We start from the raw sequence: 17,634 nt of genomic DNA, 5'->3' as shown, positions 1-17,634 counted from the left end.
GGCTGTAAAAGCTGATGAAATCAGCGTAGTAGAGCCCACTCAACCACTGCGTCTTGCTCGACAATCCCAAAACAATTGAGAGGCTAGGACTTTTGTCCCAGCCTCTTTATTAATCAAAATCAAGATATTCTTTTTCAAGTTCAAGAACTTCTTCCATTGTTGCACACTCAGTCAAAGCGCGCTGTGCAAGTTCTTGCATCTTCACAGTATCCAATTTCTTCATAAGGCTACGTGTCCGAAGGACAGAAGTCGCACTCATAGAGAACTCATCCAAGCCCATGCCAACAAGAAGTGGCACAGCTGTTTGGTCGCCAGCCATTTCTCCACACATACCTGCCCACTTACCTTCAGCATGAGCAGCTTTGATAACGTTGTTAATCAAGCGAAGGATGGATGGGTTATATGGTTGATAGAGGTATGAAACTTGTTCGTTCATCCGGTCAGCTGCCATTGTGTATTGGATTAGGTCATTGGTACCGATAGAGAAGAAGTCTACTTCTTTAGCAAATTGATCAGCCAACATTGCTGCTGCTGGAATTTCAATCATGATACCCACTTGAATATTATCAGCTACAGCAATGCCTTCAGCAATCAATTTAGCTTTTTCTTCTTCATAAACTGCTTTAGCCTTGCGGAATTCTGTCAAGAGAGCAACCATCGGGAACATGATACGCAATTGTCCATGTACAGAAGCGCGCAAGAGGGCGCGGATTTGTGTACGGAACATAGCGTCACCAGTTTCAGAGATAGAGATACGCAAAGCACGGAAACCAAGGAATGGGTTCATTTCGTGTGGCATATCGAAGTAAGGAAGTTCCTTATCTCCACCGATGTCCATAGTACGGACAACAACTGGCTTTCCGTTCATGCCTTCCAATACAGCCTTATAAGCTTCGTATTGCTCGTCTTCTGTTGGGAAGTCTTGTGAATCCATATAAAGGAATTCTGTACGGTAAAGACCTACGGCTTCAGCGCCATTCGCATTGACACCTTCTACATCTTTCGGTGTACCGATGTTAGCTGCGAGTTCAAAGTGTTTGCCATCGGCAGTCACTGTTTTAGCATCTTTCAAGAGAGCCCATTCCGCTTTTTGTTTAGCATAAGCTTCACCAGCTGCATTGAATTCTGCTGCTTGCTCGTCAGTTGGGTTGATGATAACTTCACCGGTGATACCATTAGCTGCAATGATATCCCCATCTTTTACAAGTTCAGTAATATTATTGGTTCCCAATACTGCTGCGATTTCAAGCGTACGCGCCATAATAGCAGAGTGACTTGTCCGTCCGCCAATATTGGTTACAAAAGCTTTAACAAATTTCTTGTCCAATTGTGCTGTATCAGAAGGAGTCAGGTCATGAGCAATCACGACTGATTCTTCATTGATAGAAGCCGGATTTGGCAACTTCTTACCTAAAAGATTTGCCAGAACACGTTTGGTTACATCGCGGATATCCGCAGCACGCTCTTGCATGTATGGGTTATCTTCCATATTTTCAAAGAGAGTGATAAACATGTCTGTGACTTCTTTCAGACCAGCTTCTGCATTGGTCTTCTTAGCACGAATTGTCTCTTTGATTTGACCAACCATTTCAGGGTCAGAGAGTACCATTAAGTGAGCATCAAATACTTGAGCTGCTTCCTCACCAAGGCTATCTACTGCTTTCTCACGGATAACAGAAAGCTCGTTTTGAGACGCTTCTAAAGCTGCATCCAAACGAGCCTCTTCTGCATTCGTATCTTCGACTGAAACAGTCTCAAATGACAAATCCGGTTGAACTAATAGATATGCCTTAGCAACGGCAACACCGTCAGATGCTGCAATTCCTTTAAGCATTTCTGTCATATTAAGCCAATCCTTCTTTTTCCATTGTTTCTGTGATAGCTGCAATTGCATCATCTGCATCTGCACCTTCAGCTGAGATAACTACGTCTGCACCTTGACCAACACCAAGGCTCATAACACCCATAATTGATTTAAGGTTTACTGATTTGCCTTTGTATTCAAGCGTAATATCTGAAGCAAATTTGCTAGCAGTTTGCACCAACAAGGTTGCTGGACGTGCATGAATACCTGTTTCTGCCACAATGTGGAAATCTTTAGAAGCCATAGTTAGACTCTCCTTTAAATAATTCTTTTTGAGTTATTGTGATAACCCTTACAACTTGGTATTATAACATCTTTTGAAATCTTTTTCAAGAATTTTATGGCGCGCTTACAAATTATTTCTATTTTTTTGAAAACACCTCTTATTATATTGTTTCTTAGACTTATCTTCTCTGTATTTCTAGTCTGCCCGCTCTCTACAATATCTGTTTATCTCCTCTCCGAACAGCCTTTCTAAACACCGTTTTTGAAGAATAAGTTCAATCAGACGCTTTCTCTGTAGCTCTGCTTTTGCTTTCGAGACACACCTTTATCCTATTTTGCATAATTTCCAATCTAATTCCAAAAACACTATATCTTGTATTCGGATTTGATGAATAATAAAAGCATGCACAAGATTTAGTTCAAAACTGTTGACATCCCATTCGCTTTTAGATATACTAGGTTCAGATTTAAATTTAAGAAAATGAAAGCACAGAGGAATCATTATAATGGTGACTATTTACTCCAAAAACGATTGTGTCCAATGCAAGATGACCAAGCGTTTTCTTGATACCAACCATGTGGAATATCGCGAAATCAACCTTGATGAGCAACCAGAATACATCGACCATGTCAAAAGTCTTGGTTTCAATGCAGCGCCTGTTATCCAAACACCAACTGAAGCATTTTCTGGTTTCCAGCCTGGTAAATTAAAAAAATTATCATAATCTCATCAACACTTAGAGCTAGATTGCCGCTCCTATCATTCGTAGGAGCCCTTTATTTTGTAAAAGCAAAAACCATCTTAGAAAAAGGAAAATTATGGGACTCAAACACTTAGAAGATGTGACTTACTTCCGCCTAAATAATGAAATCAACCGTCCAGTCAATGGGCAAATCCTGCTTCACAAAGACAAAGAAGCCTTGGATGCCTTTTTTAAAGAAAATGTTGAACCAAACACGATGAAGTTTGCTTCTATTACTGAAAAAATTCAGTATTTAATTGAAGAAAACTACTTGGAAAAGGAATTCATCCAGCTATATTCTCCTGAATACATTGAGGAGCTGACTGCTTTTATCCATGCTCAAGATTTCAAATTTAAATCTTTCATGGCAGCCTATAAGTTCTACAACCAATATGCTCTGAAAACCAACGACGGTGAGTACTATCTAGAAAGTATGGAAGACCGCGTACTTTTCAACGCCCTCTACTTTGCCAACGGAGACGAGGCCATTGCCAAGGATATTGCCAATGAAATCATCCACCAACGCTATCAACCAGCGACACCAAGCTTCCTCAACGCAGGTCGGGCTCGTCGTGGTGAGTTGGTTTCCTGCTTCCTCATCCAAGCGACAGACGATATGAACTCTATCGGCCGCTCCATCAACTCTGCCCTGCAATTGTCTCGTATCGGAGGCGGGGTTGGTATTTCCCTCAGCAATCTGCGGGAAGCTGGCGCCCCTATCAAGGGCTATGAGGGAGCTGCGTCTGGCGTTGTGCCTGTTATGAAGCTCTTCGAAGACAGCTTCTCTTACTCAAACCAGCTTGGGCAACGTCAAGGAGCTGGGGTCGTCTACCTCAACGTCTTCCACCCAGATATCATCGCTTTCCTTTCTACTAAAAAAGAAAATGCCGACGAAAAAGTTCGGGTTAAAACCCTTTCGCTCGGAGTCGTGATTCCAGATAAATTCTACGAATTGGCGCGTAAGAATGAAGAAATGTACCTCTTCAGCCCATATTCTGTTGAACGCGAGTACGGAATGCCATTTGCCTATATCGACATCACAGAGAAATACGACGAATTGGTCGCTAATCCAAATATCACTAAGACCAAGATCAAGGCCCGTGATTTGGAAACAGAAATTTCTAAACTCCAGCAAGAGTCTGGCTATCCTTATGTCGTGAATATCGACACTGCCAACCGTTCAAATCCAATCGATGGCAAAATCATCATGAGTAACCTTTGCTCAGAAATCCTGCAAGTTCAAGAGCCTAGCCTCTTGAATGATGCGCAAGAGTACCTCCACTTGGGAACAGATGTATCATGTAACTTAGGTTCTACCAACGTTGTCAACATGATGACTTCGCCTGACTTTGGAAAATCCATCCGGACTATGACACGCGCCTTGACCTTTGTCACTGACAGCTCACACATTACAGCTGTTCCTTCGATTGACCACGGTAACAGTCTGGCGCATACCTTTGGACTGGGAGCTATGGGACTGCACAGCTACTTGGCGCAGCAGTTGATTGATTATGGTTCAGCGGAAGCTGTCGAGTTTACCAGCATCTACTTTATGCTCATGAACTACTGGACCTTGGTTGAGTCTAACAATATCGCTCGCGAGCGTGGCGTGACCTTCCATAACTTTGAAAAATCTGACTATGCCAATGGCACTTACTTTGACAAATACCTGACGGGTGAATTTGTACCTAAGTCTGACCGTGTGAAGGAACTTTTCAAAGATATCTTTATCCCAACCGCTGCTGACTGGGCAGAACTGCGTGACAAGGTCAAAGCGGACGGTCTCTACCACCAAAACCGCCTAGCTGTTGCACCAAATGGCTCTATCAGCTACATCAATGACGTTTCTGCCTCAATTCATCCCATTACCCAGCGGATCGAAGAACGTCAGGAAAAGAAAATCGGTAAGATTTACTATCCTGCTGCCGGTCTGTCAACTGAAACCATTCCTTACTATACTTCTGCCTATGACATGGATATGCGCAAGGTTATCGATGTCTACGCAGCTGCAACTGAGCACGTGGACCAAGGTCTCTCCCTGACTCTCTTCATGCGCAGCGATATTCCTAAAGGCCTCTACGAGTGGAAAAAAGAAAGCAAGCAAACAACCCGTGACCTTTCTATCCTGCGTAACTACGCCTTCAACAAGGGAATCAAGTCCATCTACTACGTCCGCACCTTTACTGATGATGGCGGCGAAGTAGGCGCTAACCAATGTGAAAGCTGTGTGATCTAGCAAGTACCGAATTGCCAAACTAGGTCACTTAGTTCAACCAAATAAGCAATTTTTGAAAACGCCTATCGCAATGTTACTGAAGGAAATCGTTTCCTTCAACGACATAAGCAAGTATTAAAAATTTAAAGCGAGATTATCATGGAAACTTACTATAAAGCTATAAACTGGAATGCCATCGAAGATGTCATCGACAAATCAACTTGGGAAAAGCTGACGGAGCAATTCTGGCTCGATACTCGTATCCCTCTGTCAAATGACCTAGACGACTGGAGAAAGCTTTCAAACAAAGAAAAAGACTTGGTAGGAAAAGTCTTTGGTGGGTTGACCCTTCTTGATACCATGCAATCTGAAACTGGTGTACAGGCTCTTCGCTCAGACATCCGTACACCACATGAGGAAGCTGTCTTCAACAACATCCAATTTATGGAGTCCGTTCACGCCAAGTCTTACTCTTCTATCTTTTCTACGCTTAACACCAAGTCAGAAATTGATGAAATCTTTGCTTGGACCAACACTAACCCCTACCTTCAAAAAAAAGCTGAAATTATCAATGAAATCTACCTCAATGGTAGCCCCCTTGAAAAGAAAGTAGCCAGCGTTTTCCTTGAAACCTTCCTCTTCTACTCTGGTTTCTTTACGCCACTCTACTATCTCGGTAACAACAAACTGGCTAACGTTGCGGAAATCATCAAACTGATCATCCGTGATGAATCTGTTCACGGAACTTATATTGGTTACAAATTCCAACTTGGTTTCAATGAGCTGCCTGAAGAAGAGCAAGAAAAACTCAAAGAATGGATGTACGACCTGCTCTACACCCTCTACGAGAACGAAGAAGGCTATACAGAAAGCCTCTATGACGGTGTTGGTTGGACCGAAGAGGTCAAGACCTTCCTGCGCTACAATGCCAATAAGGCTCTCATGAACCTAGGACAAGATCCACTCTTCCCAGATTCAGCGGACGATGTCAATCCTATCGTCATGAACGGAATCTCAACAGGAACATCTAACCACGACTTCTTCTCTCAAGTCGGAAATGGTTACCTTCTTGGTGAAGTTGAAGCCATGCAAGACGATGACTATAATTACGGTTTATAACATTTTCTAAATTAAAACTATTTAATCATAGAGAAAGCGAACAAGAAATAAATTTGTTCGCTTTTTTATTATGAGTATGCCAAAAATTTCCAAGAATAACAAAATATAGACCGTTTTAAATAAATAGATCTCGCTTGGTAAGACCTTATAGAGCCTATTTTCAGTATGATCAGTTCTAAATCAGGCCTTCCAAAAGCCCTTTCATGAAGTTCTCAGAATTAAACTCACCGATATCATCAATTTTTTCACCGAAACCAATCAACTTGACTGGGATATCCAATTCCTGGCGGATAGCCAAGACGACTCCACCACGGGCCGTTCCGTCTATCTTCGTCAAGACAATGCCGGTGACCGGAGTAATTTTTGAAAATTCCTTGGCCTGAACTAGCGCATTCTGACCAGTTGAAGCATCTAGCGCTAGGAAAGTTTCATGCGGAGCTGCTGGATCGACTCGTTTGATAATCCGACCGATTTTCTCCAGCTCTGCCATGAGATTATCTTTATTTTGCAGACGACCAGCCGTATCAATCATGAGCACATCAATATTTTCAGACTTAGCTCTTTCTAAACCATCAAAAACGACACTGGCAGGATCGCTCTTCTCTGGACCTGTTACAACAGGAACATCCACTCGACGACCCCATTCAGCCAGCTGAGCAACGGCTCCTGCCCGGAAGGTATCTGCTGCCACCAGCATCACTTTTTTACCTTCTTGCGTGTATTTATAGGCCAATTTACCGATTGAGGTCGTCTTCCCTACTCCATTTACACCGACGAAGAGCATGACTGTTAGACCATTTTGAAAATTGATTTTCTCATTGAAACGGCCATCTTTCTCATAAATATCGACCAGTTTTTCAATAATCACTCGACGAAGGGCTTCCGGTTTCTTAGCATTTTCCAGACGAGCTTCATAGCGCAGATCTTCAGTCAGATTGGAGGCAACCTGTACTCCAACATCACTGGTAATCAACAATTCTTCCAACTCTTCAAAGAATTCTTCGTCAACCGAGCGGAAATTTGCAAAAAAAGCATTAAGTCGTGCTCCAAAACCAGTCCGAGTTTTCTTGAGACTACGGTCGTATTTATCCTGGACACTTTCTTCTTGAACGGGGGCAGATGTTGCAGTTTCTGTTTTTTGCGGTTGTGAAGCTTCCTGAGTGACCGTTTCAGACTTTTCTTCAATTTCCTGATTATGAGCCGCTGCTTCGGCAATCCTTTGTTGCACTTCTGCATAGTAGCTTTCCATAACAGAAGGAGTAGGTTTAGGCTTTTCTTCAGTCTCTACTGGTTTTGTATACTCTGCGTCAGTTTGCTCTTGAAGCTGAGCTACACTTTCTTCAGGCTGAGGTGCTGCTTCAGTCAATTCTTTATCCTCTGTAACAGCTTCTGCCTCATCCGTTAGGACTTTAGCCTTGTCTGCAAGCACTTCATTGAGAACCCGATCTTCAGCCAAACGCTCTTCAAGCTCTGAATAAAATTCCTCAGATGACGGAACAGCTTCCTCAGAAAGACCTTCTGGATCTTCGGAAGTTTCCAAAATCGGAATTACTTTCTCTTTCTGAGAGTCAGCACTTTTCTCCTCTGCTTCTGCCAAACTCATAGCTGATGATTCACTCAAAAGGGGTTCTTCAGCGCTCGTTTTACTCTCTTCAAGACTTTCCAGAGCTTCTTTGACAATTTCTTCAATTGCCGGCTCTTCTTTTTTTCGACCAAAAAGGCGATCAAATAATCCCATTGATTAGTCCTCCTTTATTACATATGTTTCAATAGCCCAAGCAACTGCATCTTCATCATTGGTCACAGGAGTCACTACATTAGCCACTTCTTTGACAGTAGGAACTGCATTTTGCATCGCTACTCCCAAGCCAGCCCATTCAATCATAGAACGGTCATTTGCTTCGTCGCCGCAAGTCATGACTTGACTTCTATCAATCCCTAGATGGGCAATCAACTTCTCCAAACCAGTCGCCTTGTGCACATTTTTAGGTGACCATTCCAATAACATTTCCCGTGATTTGAAAATCTCATACTGGTCAAAAAGTTCTGGCGAAATATGAGGAATTGCTGCATCCAGCGGTTCCTGAGCAAAAGCTGTGACGCATTTATTGTAGGTAATCTGGCTAGAAAGGTCTTCAAAAGCAATCGATTCAAAATTCAGAGCTGGATTAAACTTCGCATAGAGCGATACTTGGTCTGATTGAATCTGATAAACCAAGCCACCATCGATCGCATCCAGAGGTAGACCTAATTTCTCAGTCTCTTCAAAAATCCTAGCTACATCATCGTAGGCAAAAACTGTTTTATCCAAAATTTCGCCAGTATTGCGCTGAACCAGACCTCCATTAAAGGTAATGGTGTATTCATCTGCCTGACCATCAGTGCCCAATTCATGCAGGAAAAATTCCATGGCTTTAAGCGGACGGCCTGTGGTCAACACAACTTTGACTCCCTGCTTCTGAGCTGCTTTGAGAGCTGCCAGATTCCCTTCAGAGATCTTTTTGTCAGAAGTCAGAAGAGTCCCGTCTAAGTCCAATGCAATCAATTTAATATCAGCCATTATAAGCCCTCCATGTAAGTCATAACAGATTGGGCCGCATGGTGGCCAATCACTTCCTTAGCGACTGCTAGAATTTCCGGCCGCGCATTTTCTGGTGCAATCGGGTGCCCTACCACCTGCATCATATGTAGGTCATTGAGATTATCACCAAAAGCCATGACCTGATCCATCTCTAGGCCTAGCTTCTTAGCCAACTCGACAAGAGCAACTCCCTTATCCACATAGTCCAGCACGATATCAATCGACTTATAGCCTGTTGTCATAGCCTTAACGCCAGCGACATTTTCATTGACCCAAGCTTCGCCATCGGCTACCGTTTCTTCACTGAAATTAGTCGTAAGTTTGAAAATCTCATCAGTAATCTCACTAAAATCCGCAACTTTTTGGATATTTTCATTGTAATGCATACTGAAAGACAGATAAGCCGGCTCCACTGTGTCTAAGACATAACAGCCCTTTTTCCCCGTCAGGAGCAACTCATTGATATTGACAAAAGGCGACTCCTTAAGCTTGTCAAATACCTTTAGATAAAATTCCCGTGGCATGGTTGCCTCGTATAGGTCTTCTCCCTGAAATTCTACCAGACTGCCATTTTCTGCGATAAAAATCATGTCACCTCGGACTTCATCAAAAAGCTTTTCAAGTGAGAGGAGGCCGCGACCACTGGCAACAGCAAAGTAAATATCCTTTTCTCTAAACCGGAGTAGCAAGTTCTTGAGCCGCTCCATGTCAAATTGGCCCTTGTCATCTAAAAAAGTCCCATCCATATCTGTTGCTACTAATTTTATGCTCATATTACAAACTTTCTAAATCTTTTAACTTGACCGATACAATCTTGGAAACTCCTGATTCCTGCATAGTCACTCCATAGATAGAGTCCGCTGCAGACATGGTTCCCTTGCGGTGGGTCACAACGATAAACTGGCTCTCTTTGTCAAAACGATTGAGATAATCTCCAAAACGCTTAACATTGGCCTCATCCAGAGCTGCCTCAACTTCATCCAAGATAACGAAAGGAATAGTCTTGACTCGGATGATGGAGAAAAGAAGGGCCAAGGCTGATAGGGCTTTTTCCCCACCACTCATGAGATTGAGAGATTGGATTTTCTTGCCTGGAGGCTGAACTGAAATCTCTACCCCAGCTGTCAGCAGGTCTCCTTCTGTCAAGATGAGGTCCGCTGAACCGCCGCCAAACATCTGGCTAAAGGTCAGCTTGAAGCTTTCACGAATGGCTTCAAAGGTTGTTTGGAAACGCTCCTTGACTTCGTCATTCATCTCTTCAATGGTTTCCAAGAGGAGATTTTTAGCCGAGAGGACATCGTCCCGCTGACTATTAAGGAAATTCAGTCGGTTGCTGACTTCTTCAAATTGTTCTACTGCTTCCAGATTGACCGGTCCCAAAGCACGAATAGCCTTTTCTAAGTCTTTGACTTGGGCTTCTGCAGCTGCAAGATTTTCCAAAGAGCGTGCTCTTTGATCAGCCTCTTCAAAGCTGATTTGGTAATTATCCGTCAGATTGGTCAGCAGACGACGCAAGGCATCTGAAAATTTCTCTTTTTCTGCCTCTGCCTTGGCCTGACGACGAATCAGACTTTCGTTTTGCTGACGGGCTTGGTCTAAATGTCCCAGAATATCCTCGGACTGGCCCTCTAAGTCGTCCAGCTCAAATTTGAGTCGGATGAGACTCTGATCCAAGTCTGTCTTTTTCTCTTGAGCAGTTTTGAGCTGTTCTTCCAAGACAGAAATATCCACCTTCTGGCTGACTGCTTCTTCCTTTTGCTCTATCAAAAGCTGCAAAGTAGCAACTTCCTTGTCCAAGGCAGCCTTCTCCTCTAGCAAACGTGACAAATCATTCTTCTCAAAGCGCTGGCTAGAAGTCTGCTCCGTGCTCTTCAATTTCAGTTCAGACAAGTTAGCCGATAGCTGATCGAAACGATCCTGAACAGCGTTTTTATTTGACTTGACTTGCTCGATTTCAGCAGTAATGGCTGTTTTTGCTGCCTCGATAGCCGACAGCCGCTCTTCCATTTTTTTCTTTTCAGCTAGGTCTGCTGCTTCAGTCTGGCTAGCCAAATCTTGTTCCTGCAGTTGCTCCAGCTGACTGAGTTCTGCAACCCGCTCTGCAATCTGTTCGTAGGCCAACTTGACCCTTTGCTCCGTCAAGCGAGCTTGCTCACCCTCAGACTTGATGGCTTCCAAGGCTTGCTTGGCCTCTGATAGCTGAGACTGCAAACTTTCGACTTGCTGCTCCTGAACTTTCAGCTTCTGGGACTGCTGCTCCATTTCTCCAAGCAGGCTGTCCAGTTCAGGCTTGATAAAGATTGTGTTATTATTGCGATTAGCTCCTCCAGCATAAGAACCGCCTGTGCGCAGTTCCGTACCGTCCAGCGTTACGATTCTTACTTGGTAACGTACCTGACGGGCAGCTGCACGCGCATGCTCAATTGTATCAAAGATTGCGGTTGTTCCCAGCAGATTTTGGAAAATATTGTCCAAACCTGGCTCATAGGTCACCAGCTCCGAAGCTATACCTAGGAAGCCCGGACTGGCCTCAATTCGAGATTGATTTTGTTCAGGGAGTTGACGAGTCTTGATGGTCGTTAGAGGTAGGAAGGTAGCCCGACCAGCTCGATTTTTCTTAAGAAAATCAATGGCTCTGGTCGCTGCTCCCTCGTCCTCAACGATGATATGCTGGCTGCTTGCCCCCAGCGCAATTTCCAAAGCGGTCTGGTAATGAGGATCGAAGCTCAATTTCTCGCTGACTGCCCCGACAATACCACCCAGACGATCAGCCTCCTGCAGAACGCTTTTTACACCTGCATAAAAATTACTATGATTTTTAAGGATAGCTTCTAAACTGGCTGTACGGGCTTTTTTATTTTTCAAATCATCCAGCAGGGCAAACATGCTGGTCTGCTCAGTTTGGTAAGCAATCGTCAAATTCTCAACCTGCCCCTGCTGCTCCTGATACTGATCTAGCAAGGCTCTGAGAGCAGCCTGTGCCTCTTCCAATTCCGCCTGTCGAGCCGCTTCTTCTTCCCTACCAGCTTTTAAATCAGCCTGTAGTTTGCTAAACTCAGCCTGTTTGCTGGCAGCTTGGCTACGCTCATTCTCCAAACGATTTTCTAGCGAGGTCAAGTCGTTGGACAAATCCGCTTCTTCTTGCATAAGCTTGACGTAACGATCCCGCAAATTTTCAATCAGCTGGTCTGGGTCATCTGAAAAGTCCGCTAATTCTGCTTCCAACTGGCTCATGGCCTCTTGATTTTCAGTCAACTGGACCGCTAAAGCAGCTAGATGAGCTTCCTTGGAAGAAATATCAGCTGTCAGCTGCTGGCTCTTTTCTCTCAACCCAGCCAAACGTTCTTCATTTTCCAAACGGCTGCTGGCTGCCTGACTAGACTCCAACTTAGCTAGGTCTATCTGGCGTTCCAAATCACTGATTAAACGAGTCAGCTCCAAAAGACTGGCCTGATCGTCAGACAGTTTTTGATTCACTTCCTGCCGTTTGACCTTAATCTCTTGGTTTTCACGCTCCAATTCATCCCGTTTCGTATAATAGGCTGCCAGCTCCTGCTTGATGCTCTCCAAATCAGCCTCTGCTGCCGTCAAATCAGCTTTATTAGACTTAATTTGAGCCACCAAGACATCCAGATAGAGCTCTTGACGCTCTTGATCCAGTTCTAAAAAGCGCTTGGCCGTCTCAGCCTGCTTTTCCAGTGGTTTGACTTGACTATCCAACTCGTAGATAATATCTTCCAAGCGATCTAGATTGTCTTGAGTCTGTGCTAGCTTGCTTTCTGTTTCCTTGCGACGGGTCTTATATTTGAGCACTCCAGCCGCTTCTTCAAAAATTGCCCGGCGTTCCTCCGGTTTGCTGTTAAAGATTTCCTCTACCTTCCCTTGGGAAATGATGGAGAAGGAATCTCGTCCTAACCCTGTATCCATGAAAAGGTCATGGACATCGCGCAGACGGACCTTTTTACCGTCAATCTTGTACTCGCTATCGCCACTGCGATAGATATGGCGCTCGACGCGGATTTCCTTGCCAGCCTGCTTGATAAACTGGTCCTGATTATCCAAAACCACAACGACCGAAGCATAGTTGAGGGGCTTGCGATTCTCCGTCCCTGCAAAGATGACATCGGGCATCTTACCGCCCCGCAGACTCTTGACGCTCGACTCACCCAGAGCCCAGCGCAGGCTCTCCGTAATGTTGGACTTGCCTGAGCCATTGGGACCAACAACTGCAGTCACCCCTTGGTCAAAAACCACCTTAGTCTTATCTGCAAATGACTTGAAGCCCTGAATTTCAATTTCCTTTAAAAACATTAGTGACTTTCCTTTTCAAATGCATCCTTGGCAGCTTCCTGCTCAGCCAGTTTCTTAGAACGGCCTTGTCCCTGACCTGCTTTCTGACCATTGATCAACACAGCCACAGCAAAGTTCTTAGCATGGGCTGGCCCTGTCTCATCTGTAACCTGATAGACAATCTCCACATCGCCATTAACCTGCAGGAGTTCCTGCAGCTTGGTCTTATAGTCTGTCACCTGCTCAAAGTCACCCGCTTCCACCTTGGGAATCATGACTTGATAAATAAAGTCCTTGACAGTCTCCACATCCTTATCCAAAAGGAGGGCACCCAAAAAGGCCTCAAATAAGTCACCCAGAATGGTATCCCGATTACGACCTCCTGACTTTTCTTCACCGCGACCCAGCTTGATGAAATGATCAAACTGACAGTCCCGTGCAAAGCCAGCCAAACTCTCCTCCCGAACAATCATGGAGCGTAGTTTTGACAAATCTCCTTCTGGTTTTTTGGGATATTTTTTATATAAATACTCAGAAATAATCAGCTGCAGAACAGCGTCTCCTAAAAATTCCAGGCGTTCATTGTGTGAAATTTTTAAGAGGCGGTGCTCATTGGCATAGCTGGTGTGAGTAAAAGCGGTCTCTAGCAGACTGCTGTCTTCAAACACCAGTCCAAACTGCTCCAGCAGTGCATCTTTTAAATGTTCCATAGTTTCTTTTTCATGCTAAGCCAAGGCAGAGCATGAGTCCAATCCGTCCTTTCTAAAATGATGTCCTTTGTGAACTATCTACCATTATACCAAAAAACAAGTGCCAACGCACTTGTTTACTTGTCTTCTTAGCGTAATTCCCAGCCTATTCCTTATCTGGGATGACCTTGAAAAGGTAATAAGTAATAAAGATTGTCAGGGCGAATAAGAAAATTTTTACCCAAATAATAGGCGCGAAAGTAATGGAAATTCCCATCAAGATATAGATGGACACGATAATCTTTTTCTTGCGCTCTTTGGCAATCGAACCCGTCTCCCGAAAATCTGCGACATAGATTTGATACATCTTGGTGTGATAAAGCCAATTTTCAATCCGCTTGGAGCTACGCGAAAAGCAAGCAATAGACAAAAGCAAAAATGGGGTCGTCGGTAGGACAGGCAAAAACATTCCCAAGACTCCTAAGGCCAAAGATAGACAGGCAATCACAAAATAAATCAGGCGCATTTGGTTTCCTCACATACATTTTCATAGTCGTTCTTCATTTCTATTCTTTAGCTTCCTTTCTAGGATAAAAAAACAGGCTAAAAAACATAGAACTAGTTTCCCATAAAAAGCAATCCTTGTCAATCCTAAAAAAGTTGGAACACACGGTTCCAACTTTCTGAGCGACTGATGATTAGATATTTACCAAAGGCGTTGCAGTATCAGGAGAAGTATCGAAGACCTGGAAATCATGACCTACTGGCAAATCAGCTTGAGCCAGTTGATTGACCATGGTCATATGAGCCAGCTCCTTAATATTATTTTCCTTACTCAAATGCCCCAGATAAATACGCTTGGTGCGATTACCAAGTGTACGAATCATGGTCTCTGCACCGTCTTCGTTGGATAAGTGCCCCAGATCAGACAGGATCCGCTGTTTCAGACTCCACGGATAAGCACCGCTTCGGAGAATCTCGATATCATGGTTGCTCTCAATCAAATAAGCATCCGCATTCTCAATCACTCCAGCCATGCGGTCGCTAACATAGCCTGTATCTGTCAGCATGACAAAGCTCTTGTCATCCTTCATAAAGCGGTAAAATTGCGGACAGGCCGCATCATGGCTGACTCCAAAGCTCTCCACATCCAAGTCGCCAAAAGTCTTGGTTTTACCTAGCTCAAAGATATGCTTTTGGCTAACATCCAGCTTGCCCAAATCCTTTTCCATAGCCTGCCAGGTTGCTTCGTTTGCATAGATATCCAAGTTATATTTACGCGCTAAAACTCCCACGCCATGGATGTGATCCTTATGCTCATGGGTGACTAAAATGGCATCTAAATCTTCCGGCTTGCGGTCAATTTCACTCAAAAGGCTCGTAATTTTTTTTCCTGATAAACCAGCATCAACAAGCAGGCGTTTTTGGTCTGTTTCCAGATAAAAGCAATTACCGCTTGAACCCGATGCCAGAATACTATATTGAAATCCCTTAGTCATGTTCACTTTCTACATTTTCTTCATTTTCCCAGTCATCCAAACGGACAGCATCATTATCATAAGGAAGGACGATGGTAAAGGTAGATCCCTTGCCGTACTCGCTCTTGGCCCAGATAAAGCCATGATGCTGCTTGATAATTTCTTTGGCAATGGACAAGCCTAAACCAGTCCCTCCCTGAGCTCGGCTGCGAGCCTTATCCACTCGATAGAAACGGTCAAAAATCTTCGGCAGATCCTGCTTGGGAATCCCCAGACCTTCATCTGAAATCGAGAGAATCAGCTGTACATCTGTTGTTTTCACAGATACGGTAATGGTGCCGCCATCAGGTGAGTATTTGATAGCATTGTTCATGATATTATCAATGACCTGAGTCATCTTGTCCGTATCAATCTCCACCCAAATTGGTGTAATCGGATAATCCCTGATAATCTCATATTTTTTGGTCTCGTCCTGATTTTTAATCTTATCAAATCGATTCAGGATAAAGGTGATAAAGGCTGTAAAATTGGTCAACTCCACTTCCAGATGACTGGTATCATTATCAATCCGCGACAGGCTGAGCAAATCCGTCACCATCCGCATCATCCGGTTAGTCTCAGTCAGTGAGACCTTGACAAAGTCCGGCGCAATTGGCTCTGACAGAGCCCCATCGTCCAAGGCTTCCAGATAAGATTTCACACTGGTCAAGGGCGTCCGCAACTCATGGCTAACATTGGAAACAAAAAGCCGGCGCTCCCGCTCTTCCTTATCCTGCTCGGTCGTATCATGCAGGACCGCCACCAAACCTGATATAAAGCCAGATTCCCGTCTAATCAAGGCAAAACGAACCCGTAGGCGCAAATATTCCCCATTCTCATCTTGAGAATCAATAATCAATTCAGGAACATTGGTAATCAAGTCCCGAAGACTATATTCATCTGAAATTGAAAGCAGATCCAAAATATTCATATTTTGGACTTCACTTCTTTTGACCCCCAACTGCTTAGTCGCCATATCATTAATGGTAATAATCTGCCCCCGGCGGTTGGTGGCAAGCACCCCGTCTGTCATGTAGGACAAAATACTAGACAGACGCTTGGTTTCCTGCTCAAGATTTTCATGTGTCAAGCGGATAACTTCTGACAAATCATTGATACTATTGGTCATATCTGTAATTTCCGGACTTCCTTGCATGTCTAGCACTTCTGAATAGTCACCAGAAATCAAATCTTTAATTTTCTGATTAAGCTGCAGAAGCTTTTGGTTGTCACGGCGATTTTCCAACAAAAGCAGGGCCACGACCACAATGAAGCCGATAATAATGATAGCAAAGACGAAATCCGCAGAGATTACAAATTGTTTAATTTCTTCAATCATTATTTCTCATATAGTAGCCAACACCGCGGCGAGTCAAGATATACTCAGGCCGGCTTGGCGTATCTTCAATCTTTTCACGCAGGCGACGAATGGTCACATCCACTGTACGGACATCACCAAAATAATCATAGCCCCAGACAGTTTCAAGTAAATGCTCACGCGTCATCACTTGACCAATATGCGTTGCTAAGTGATGCAGCAGTTCGAACTCCCGATGTGTCAGCTCCAGCTCTTTTCCATGCTTCTTAGCCACAAATGCATTAGGTAAAATTTGCAAGTCCCCAATATTTAATTCATTTGGTCCACTATCTTCTGCTTGACTCTCAATGATTAAATCTGCACGGCGAAGAAGGGCCTTAACCCGCGCCTGTAATTCACGATTTGAAAATGGCTTGGTTACATAATCATCTGCACCGATTTCAAGACCAATAACCTTGTCAAACTCACTGTCCTTGGCAGACAGCACAATAATCGGGACATTGCTAGTCTTACGAATGGTCCGAGCAACCTCAAGCCCATCAACTTCTGGCAACATCAGATCCAGAATCAAAATGTCTGGCTGCTCCGCTTCAAACATTTCTAACGCTTCCTTACCATCAAAAGCTGTCAGAACTTCATAACCTTCTTTGGTCATATTAAATTTTATAATATCTGAGATTGGCTTCTCATCATCAACAACTAATATTTTTTTCATTTATTCACCACAAAATTTTGAGAGGAAACGAGCCATCCTAACAAAAAACTAGAAGCTCATTTCATTAATTTATCTTCTATTGCAAATAGCATCCTATGGATCATTTTAATCGATTCGACATAAAATCACTACAATCATACCACATATTATACCAAACTTTCTTAAAAATGGCTAATTCAAGGGTCAAACCGTATGTGGTAGAATTTTTTAGAATAGGCAATTCTGTATGAAAAAGGAGAACTTGTCACCGAGTTGTAATCAAAAAGACTGAACAATTTCTTGCTCAGCCCTTGACATAGATACGTTTATCCTGTATCATAAATTAGAGACTGAGTAAGAAGTGCGAGTTCTTACTCGG

The 17,634-nt window shown here is 43.7% G+C and carries 13 protein-coding genes and 1 pseudogene; 3 read left to right on the top strand and 11 right to left on the bottom strand.

Features of this window, described 5'->3' with window-relative positions; all coding sequences use genetic code 11:
* Window positions 1-109 precede the first annotated feature (109 nt).
* Window positions 110-1,843, bottom strand: coding sequence for a phosphoenolpyruvate--protein phosphotransferase (ptsP, locus tag FZ952_RS04055; RefSeq protein WP_062199846.1), 1,734 nt, complete (start codon window positions 1,841-1,843; stop codon window positions 110-112).
* A gap of 1 nt (window position 1,844) precedes the next feature.
* Complete coding sequence (locus FZ952_RS04050) at window positions 1,845-2,108, bottom strand: phosphocarrier protein HPr (protein WP_037614534.1); 264 nt, start codon at window positions 2,106-2,108, stop codon at window positions 1,845-1,847.
* A 487-nt stretch (window positions 2,109-2,595) separates the two neighbouring features.
* On the opposite strand from FZ952_RS04050, the gene nrdH reads away from it, so the two are divergent.
* The 3 genes from nrdH (at window position 2,596) to nrdF (ending at window position 6,166) form a co-directional block, all read left to right on the top strand.
* A complete protein-coding gene (gene nrdH, locus FZ952_RS04045) occupies window positions 2,596-2,814 on the top strand; it encodes a glutaredoxin-like protein NrdH (RefSeq protein ID WP_015604561.1) in 219 nt (72 codons plus the stop codon).
* A gap of 94 nt (window positions 2,815-2,908) precedes the next feature.
* Window positions 2,909-5,068, top strand: coding sequence for a class 1b ribonucleoside-diphosphate reductase subunit alpha (gene nrdE, locus FZ952_RS04040; protein WP_148880697.1), 2,160 nt, complete (start codon window positions 2,909-2,911; stop codon window positions 5,066-5,068).
* Window positions 5,069-5,206: 138 nt separating this feature from the next.
* On the top strand, window positions 5,207-6,166 hold the full coding sequence (gene nrdF, locus FZ952_RS04035) for a class 1b ribonucleoside-diphosphate reductase subunit beta (protein WP_148880696.1): 960 nt from the start codon (window positions 5,207-5,209) through the stop codon (window positions 6,164-6,166).
* A 175-nt stretch (window positions 6,167-6,341) separates the two neighbouring features.
* On the opposite strand, the pseudogene ftsY reads toward nrdF, so the two are convergent.
* The 9 genes and pseudogenes from ftsY to yycF form a co-directional block, all read right to left on the bottom strand.
* Window positions 6,342-7,274, bottom strand: a pseudogene (ftsY, locus tag FZ952_RS11930) (signal recognition particle-docking protein FtsY); the annotation flags it as partial.
* A gap of 633 nt (window positions 7,275-7,907) precedes the next feature.
* Entirely contained in the window at window positions 7,908-8,726 is an 819-nt protein-coding gene (locus tag FZ952_RS04025; RefSeq protein WP_148880694.1) for a Cof-type HAD-IIB family hydrolase, read from the bottom strand.
* Window positions 8,726-9,520 carry a Cof-type HAD-IIB family hydrolase gene (locus FZ952_RS04020; protein WP_148880693.1) on the bottom strand — a complete coding sequence of 265 codons (795 nt, stop codon included), beginning with the start codon at window positions 9,518-9,520 and terminating at the stop codon, window positions 8,726-8,728. The genes FZ952_RS04025 and FZ952_RS04020 overlap by 1 nt, the downstream gene beginning before the upstream one ends.
* Before the next feature lies 1 nt (window position 9,521).
* Window positions 9,522-13,058: a chromosome segregation protein SMC gene (gene smc, locus FZ952_RS04015; RefSeq protein WP_148880692.1), complete on the bottom strand. Its 3,537-nt coding sequence runs from the start codon at window positions 13,056-13,058 to the stop codon at window positions 9,522-9,524.
* Window positions 13,058-13,747, bottom strand: coding sequence for a ribonuclease III (rnc, locus tag FZ952_RS04010; RefSeq protein ID WP_062199859.1), 690 nt, complete (start codon window positions 13,745-13,747; stop codon window positions 13,058-13,060). The genes smc and rnc overlap by 1 nt, the downstream gene beginning before the upstream one ends.
* Before the next feature lie 145 nt (window positions 13,748-13,892).
* Window positions 13,893-14,252, bottom strand: coding sequence for a YbaN family protein (locus FZ952_RS04005; protein ID WP_062199861.1), 360 nt, complete (start codon window positions 14,250-14,252; stop codon window positions 13,893-13,895).
* A 172-nt stretch (window positions 14,253-14,424) separates the two neighbouring features.
* Entirely contained in the window at window positions 14,425-15,225 is an 801-nt protein-coding gene (locus FZ952_RS04000; protein WP_062199863.1) for an MBL fold metallo-hydrolase, read from the bottom strand.
* Window positions 15,218-16,582 (bottom strand): cell wall metabolism sensor histidine kinase VicK, encoded by a 1,365-nt coding sequence (gene vicK / locus FZ952_RS03995; RefSeq protein WP_062199865.1) that lies wholly within the window; start codon window positions 16,580-16,582, stop codon window positions 15,218-15,220. The genes FZ952_RS04000 and vicK overlap by 8 nt, the downstream gene beginning before the upstream one ends.
* On the bottom strand, window positions 16,575-17,276 hold the full coding sequence (gene yycF, locus FZ952_RS03990) for a response regulator YycF (RefSeq protein WP_037614514.1): 702 nt from the start codon (window positions 17,274-17,276) through the stop codon (window positions 16,575-16,577). The genes vicK and yycF overlap by 8 nt, the downstream gene beginning before the upstream one ends.
* Between the last annotated feature and the right edge of the window lie 358 nt (window positions 17,277-17,634).

The sequence above is a fragment of the Streptococcus sp. Marseille-P7376 genome, from assembly GCF_902460385.1.
Taxonomy (GTDB): domain Bacteria; phylum Bacillota; class Bacilli; order Lactobacillales; family Streptococcaceae; genus Streptococcus; species Streptococcus sinensis.
The sequence above is the reverse complement of the archived record's forward strand: the minus strand, read 5'-3'. Positions and strand labels throughout refer to the sequence as shown.

Coding starts and splice junctions, on each gene's coding strand:
- vicK (WP_062199865.1), bottom strand. CDS start 16,582: ATGATTGAAGAAATTAAACAATTTGTAATCTCTGCGGATTTCGTCTTT.
- FZ952_RS04000 (WP_062199863.1), bottom strand. CDS start 15,225: ATGACTAAGGGATTTCAATATAGTATTCTGGCATCGGGTTCAAGCGGT.
- nrdE (WP_148880697.1), top strand. CDS start 2,909: ATGGGACTCAAACACTTAGAAGATGTGACTTACTTCCGCCTAAATAAT.
- FZ952_RS04020 (WP_148880693.1), bottom strand. CDS start 9,520: ATGAGCATAAAATTAGTAGCAACAGATATGGATGGGACTTTTTTAGAT.
- rnc (WP_062199859.1), bottom strand. CDS start 13,747: ATGGAACATTTAAAAGATGCACTGCTGGAGCAGTTTGGACTGGTGTTT.
- FZ952_RS04005 (WP_062199861.1), bottom strand. CDS start 14,252: ATGCGCCTGATTTATTTTGTGATTGCCTGTCTATCTTTGGCCTTAGGA.
- FZ952_RS04025 (WP_148880694.1), bottom strand. CDS start 8,726: ATGGCTGATATTAAATTGATTGCATTGGACTTAGACGGGACTCTTCTG.
- FZ952_RS04050 (WP_037614534.1), bottom strand. CDS start 2,108: ATGGCTTCTAAAGATTTCCACATTGTGGCAGAAACAGGTATTCATGCA.
- nrdF (WP_148880696.1), top strand. CDS start 5,207: ATGGAAACTTACTATAAAGCTATAAACTGGAATGCCATCGAAGATGTC.
- ptsP (WP_062199846.1), bottom strand. CDS start 1,843: ATGACAGAAATGCTTAAAGGAATTGCAGCATCTGACGGTGTTGCCGTT.
- yycF (WP_037614514.1), bottom strand. CDS start 17,276: ATGAAAAAAATATTAGTTGTTGATGATGAGAAGCCAATCTCAGATATT.
- smc (WP_148880692.1), bottom strand. CDS start 13,058: ATGTTTTTAAAGGAAATTGAAATTCAGGGCTTCAAGTCATTTGCAGAT.
- nrdH (WP_015604561.1), top strand. CDS start 2,596: ATGGTGACTATTTACTCCAAAAACGATTGTGTCCAATGCAAGATGACC.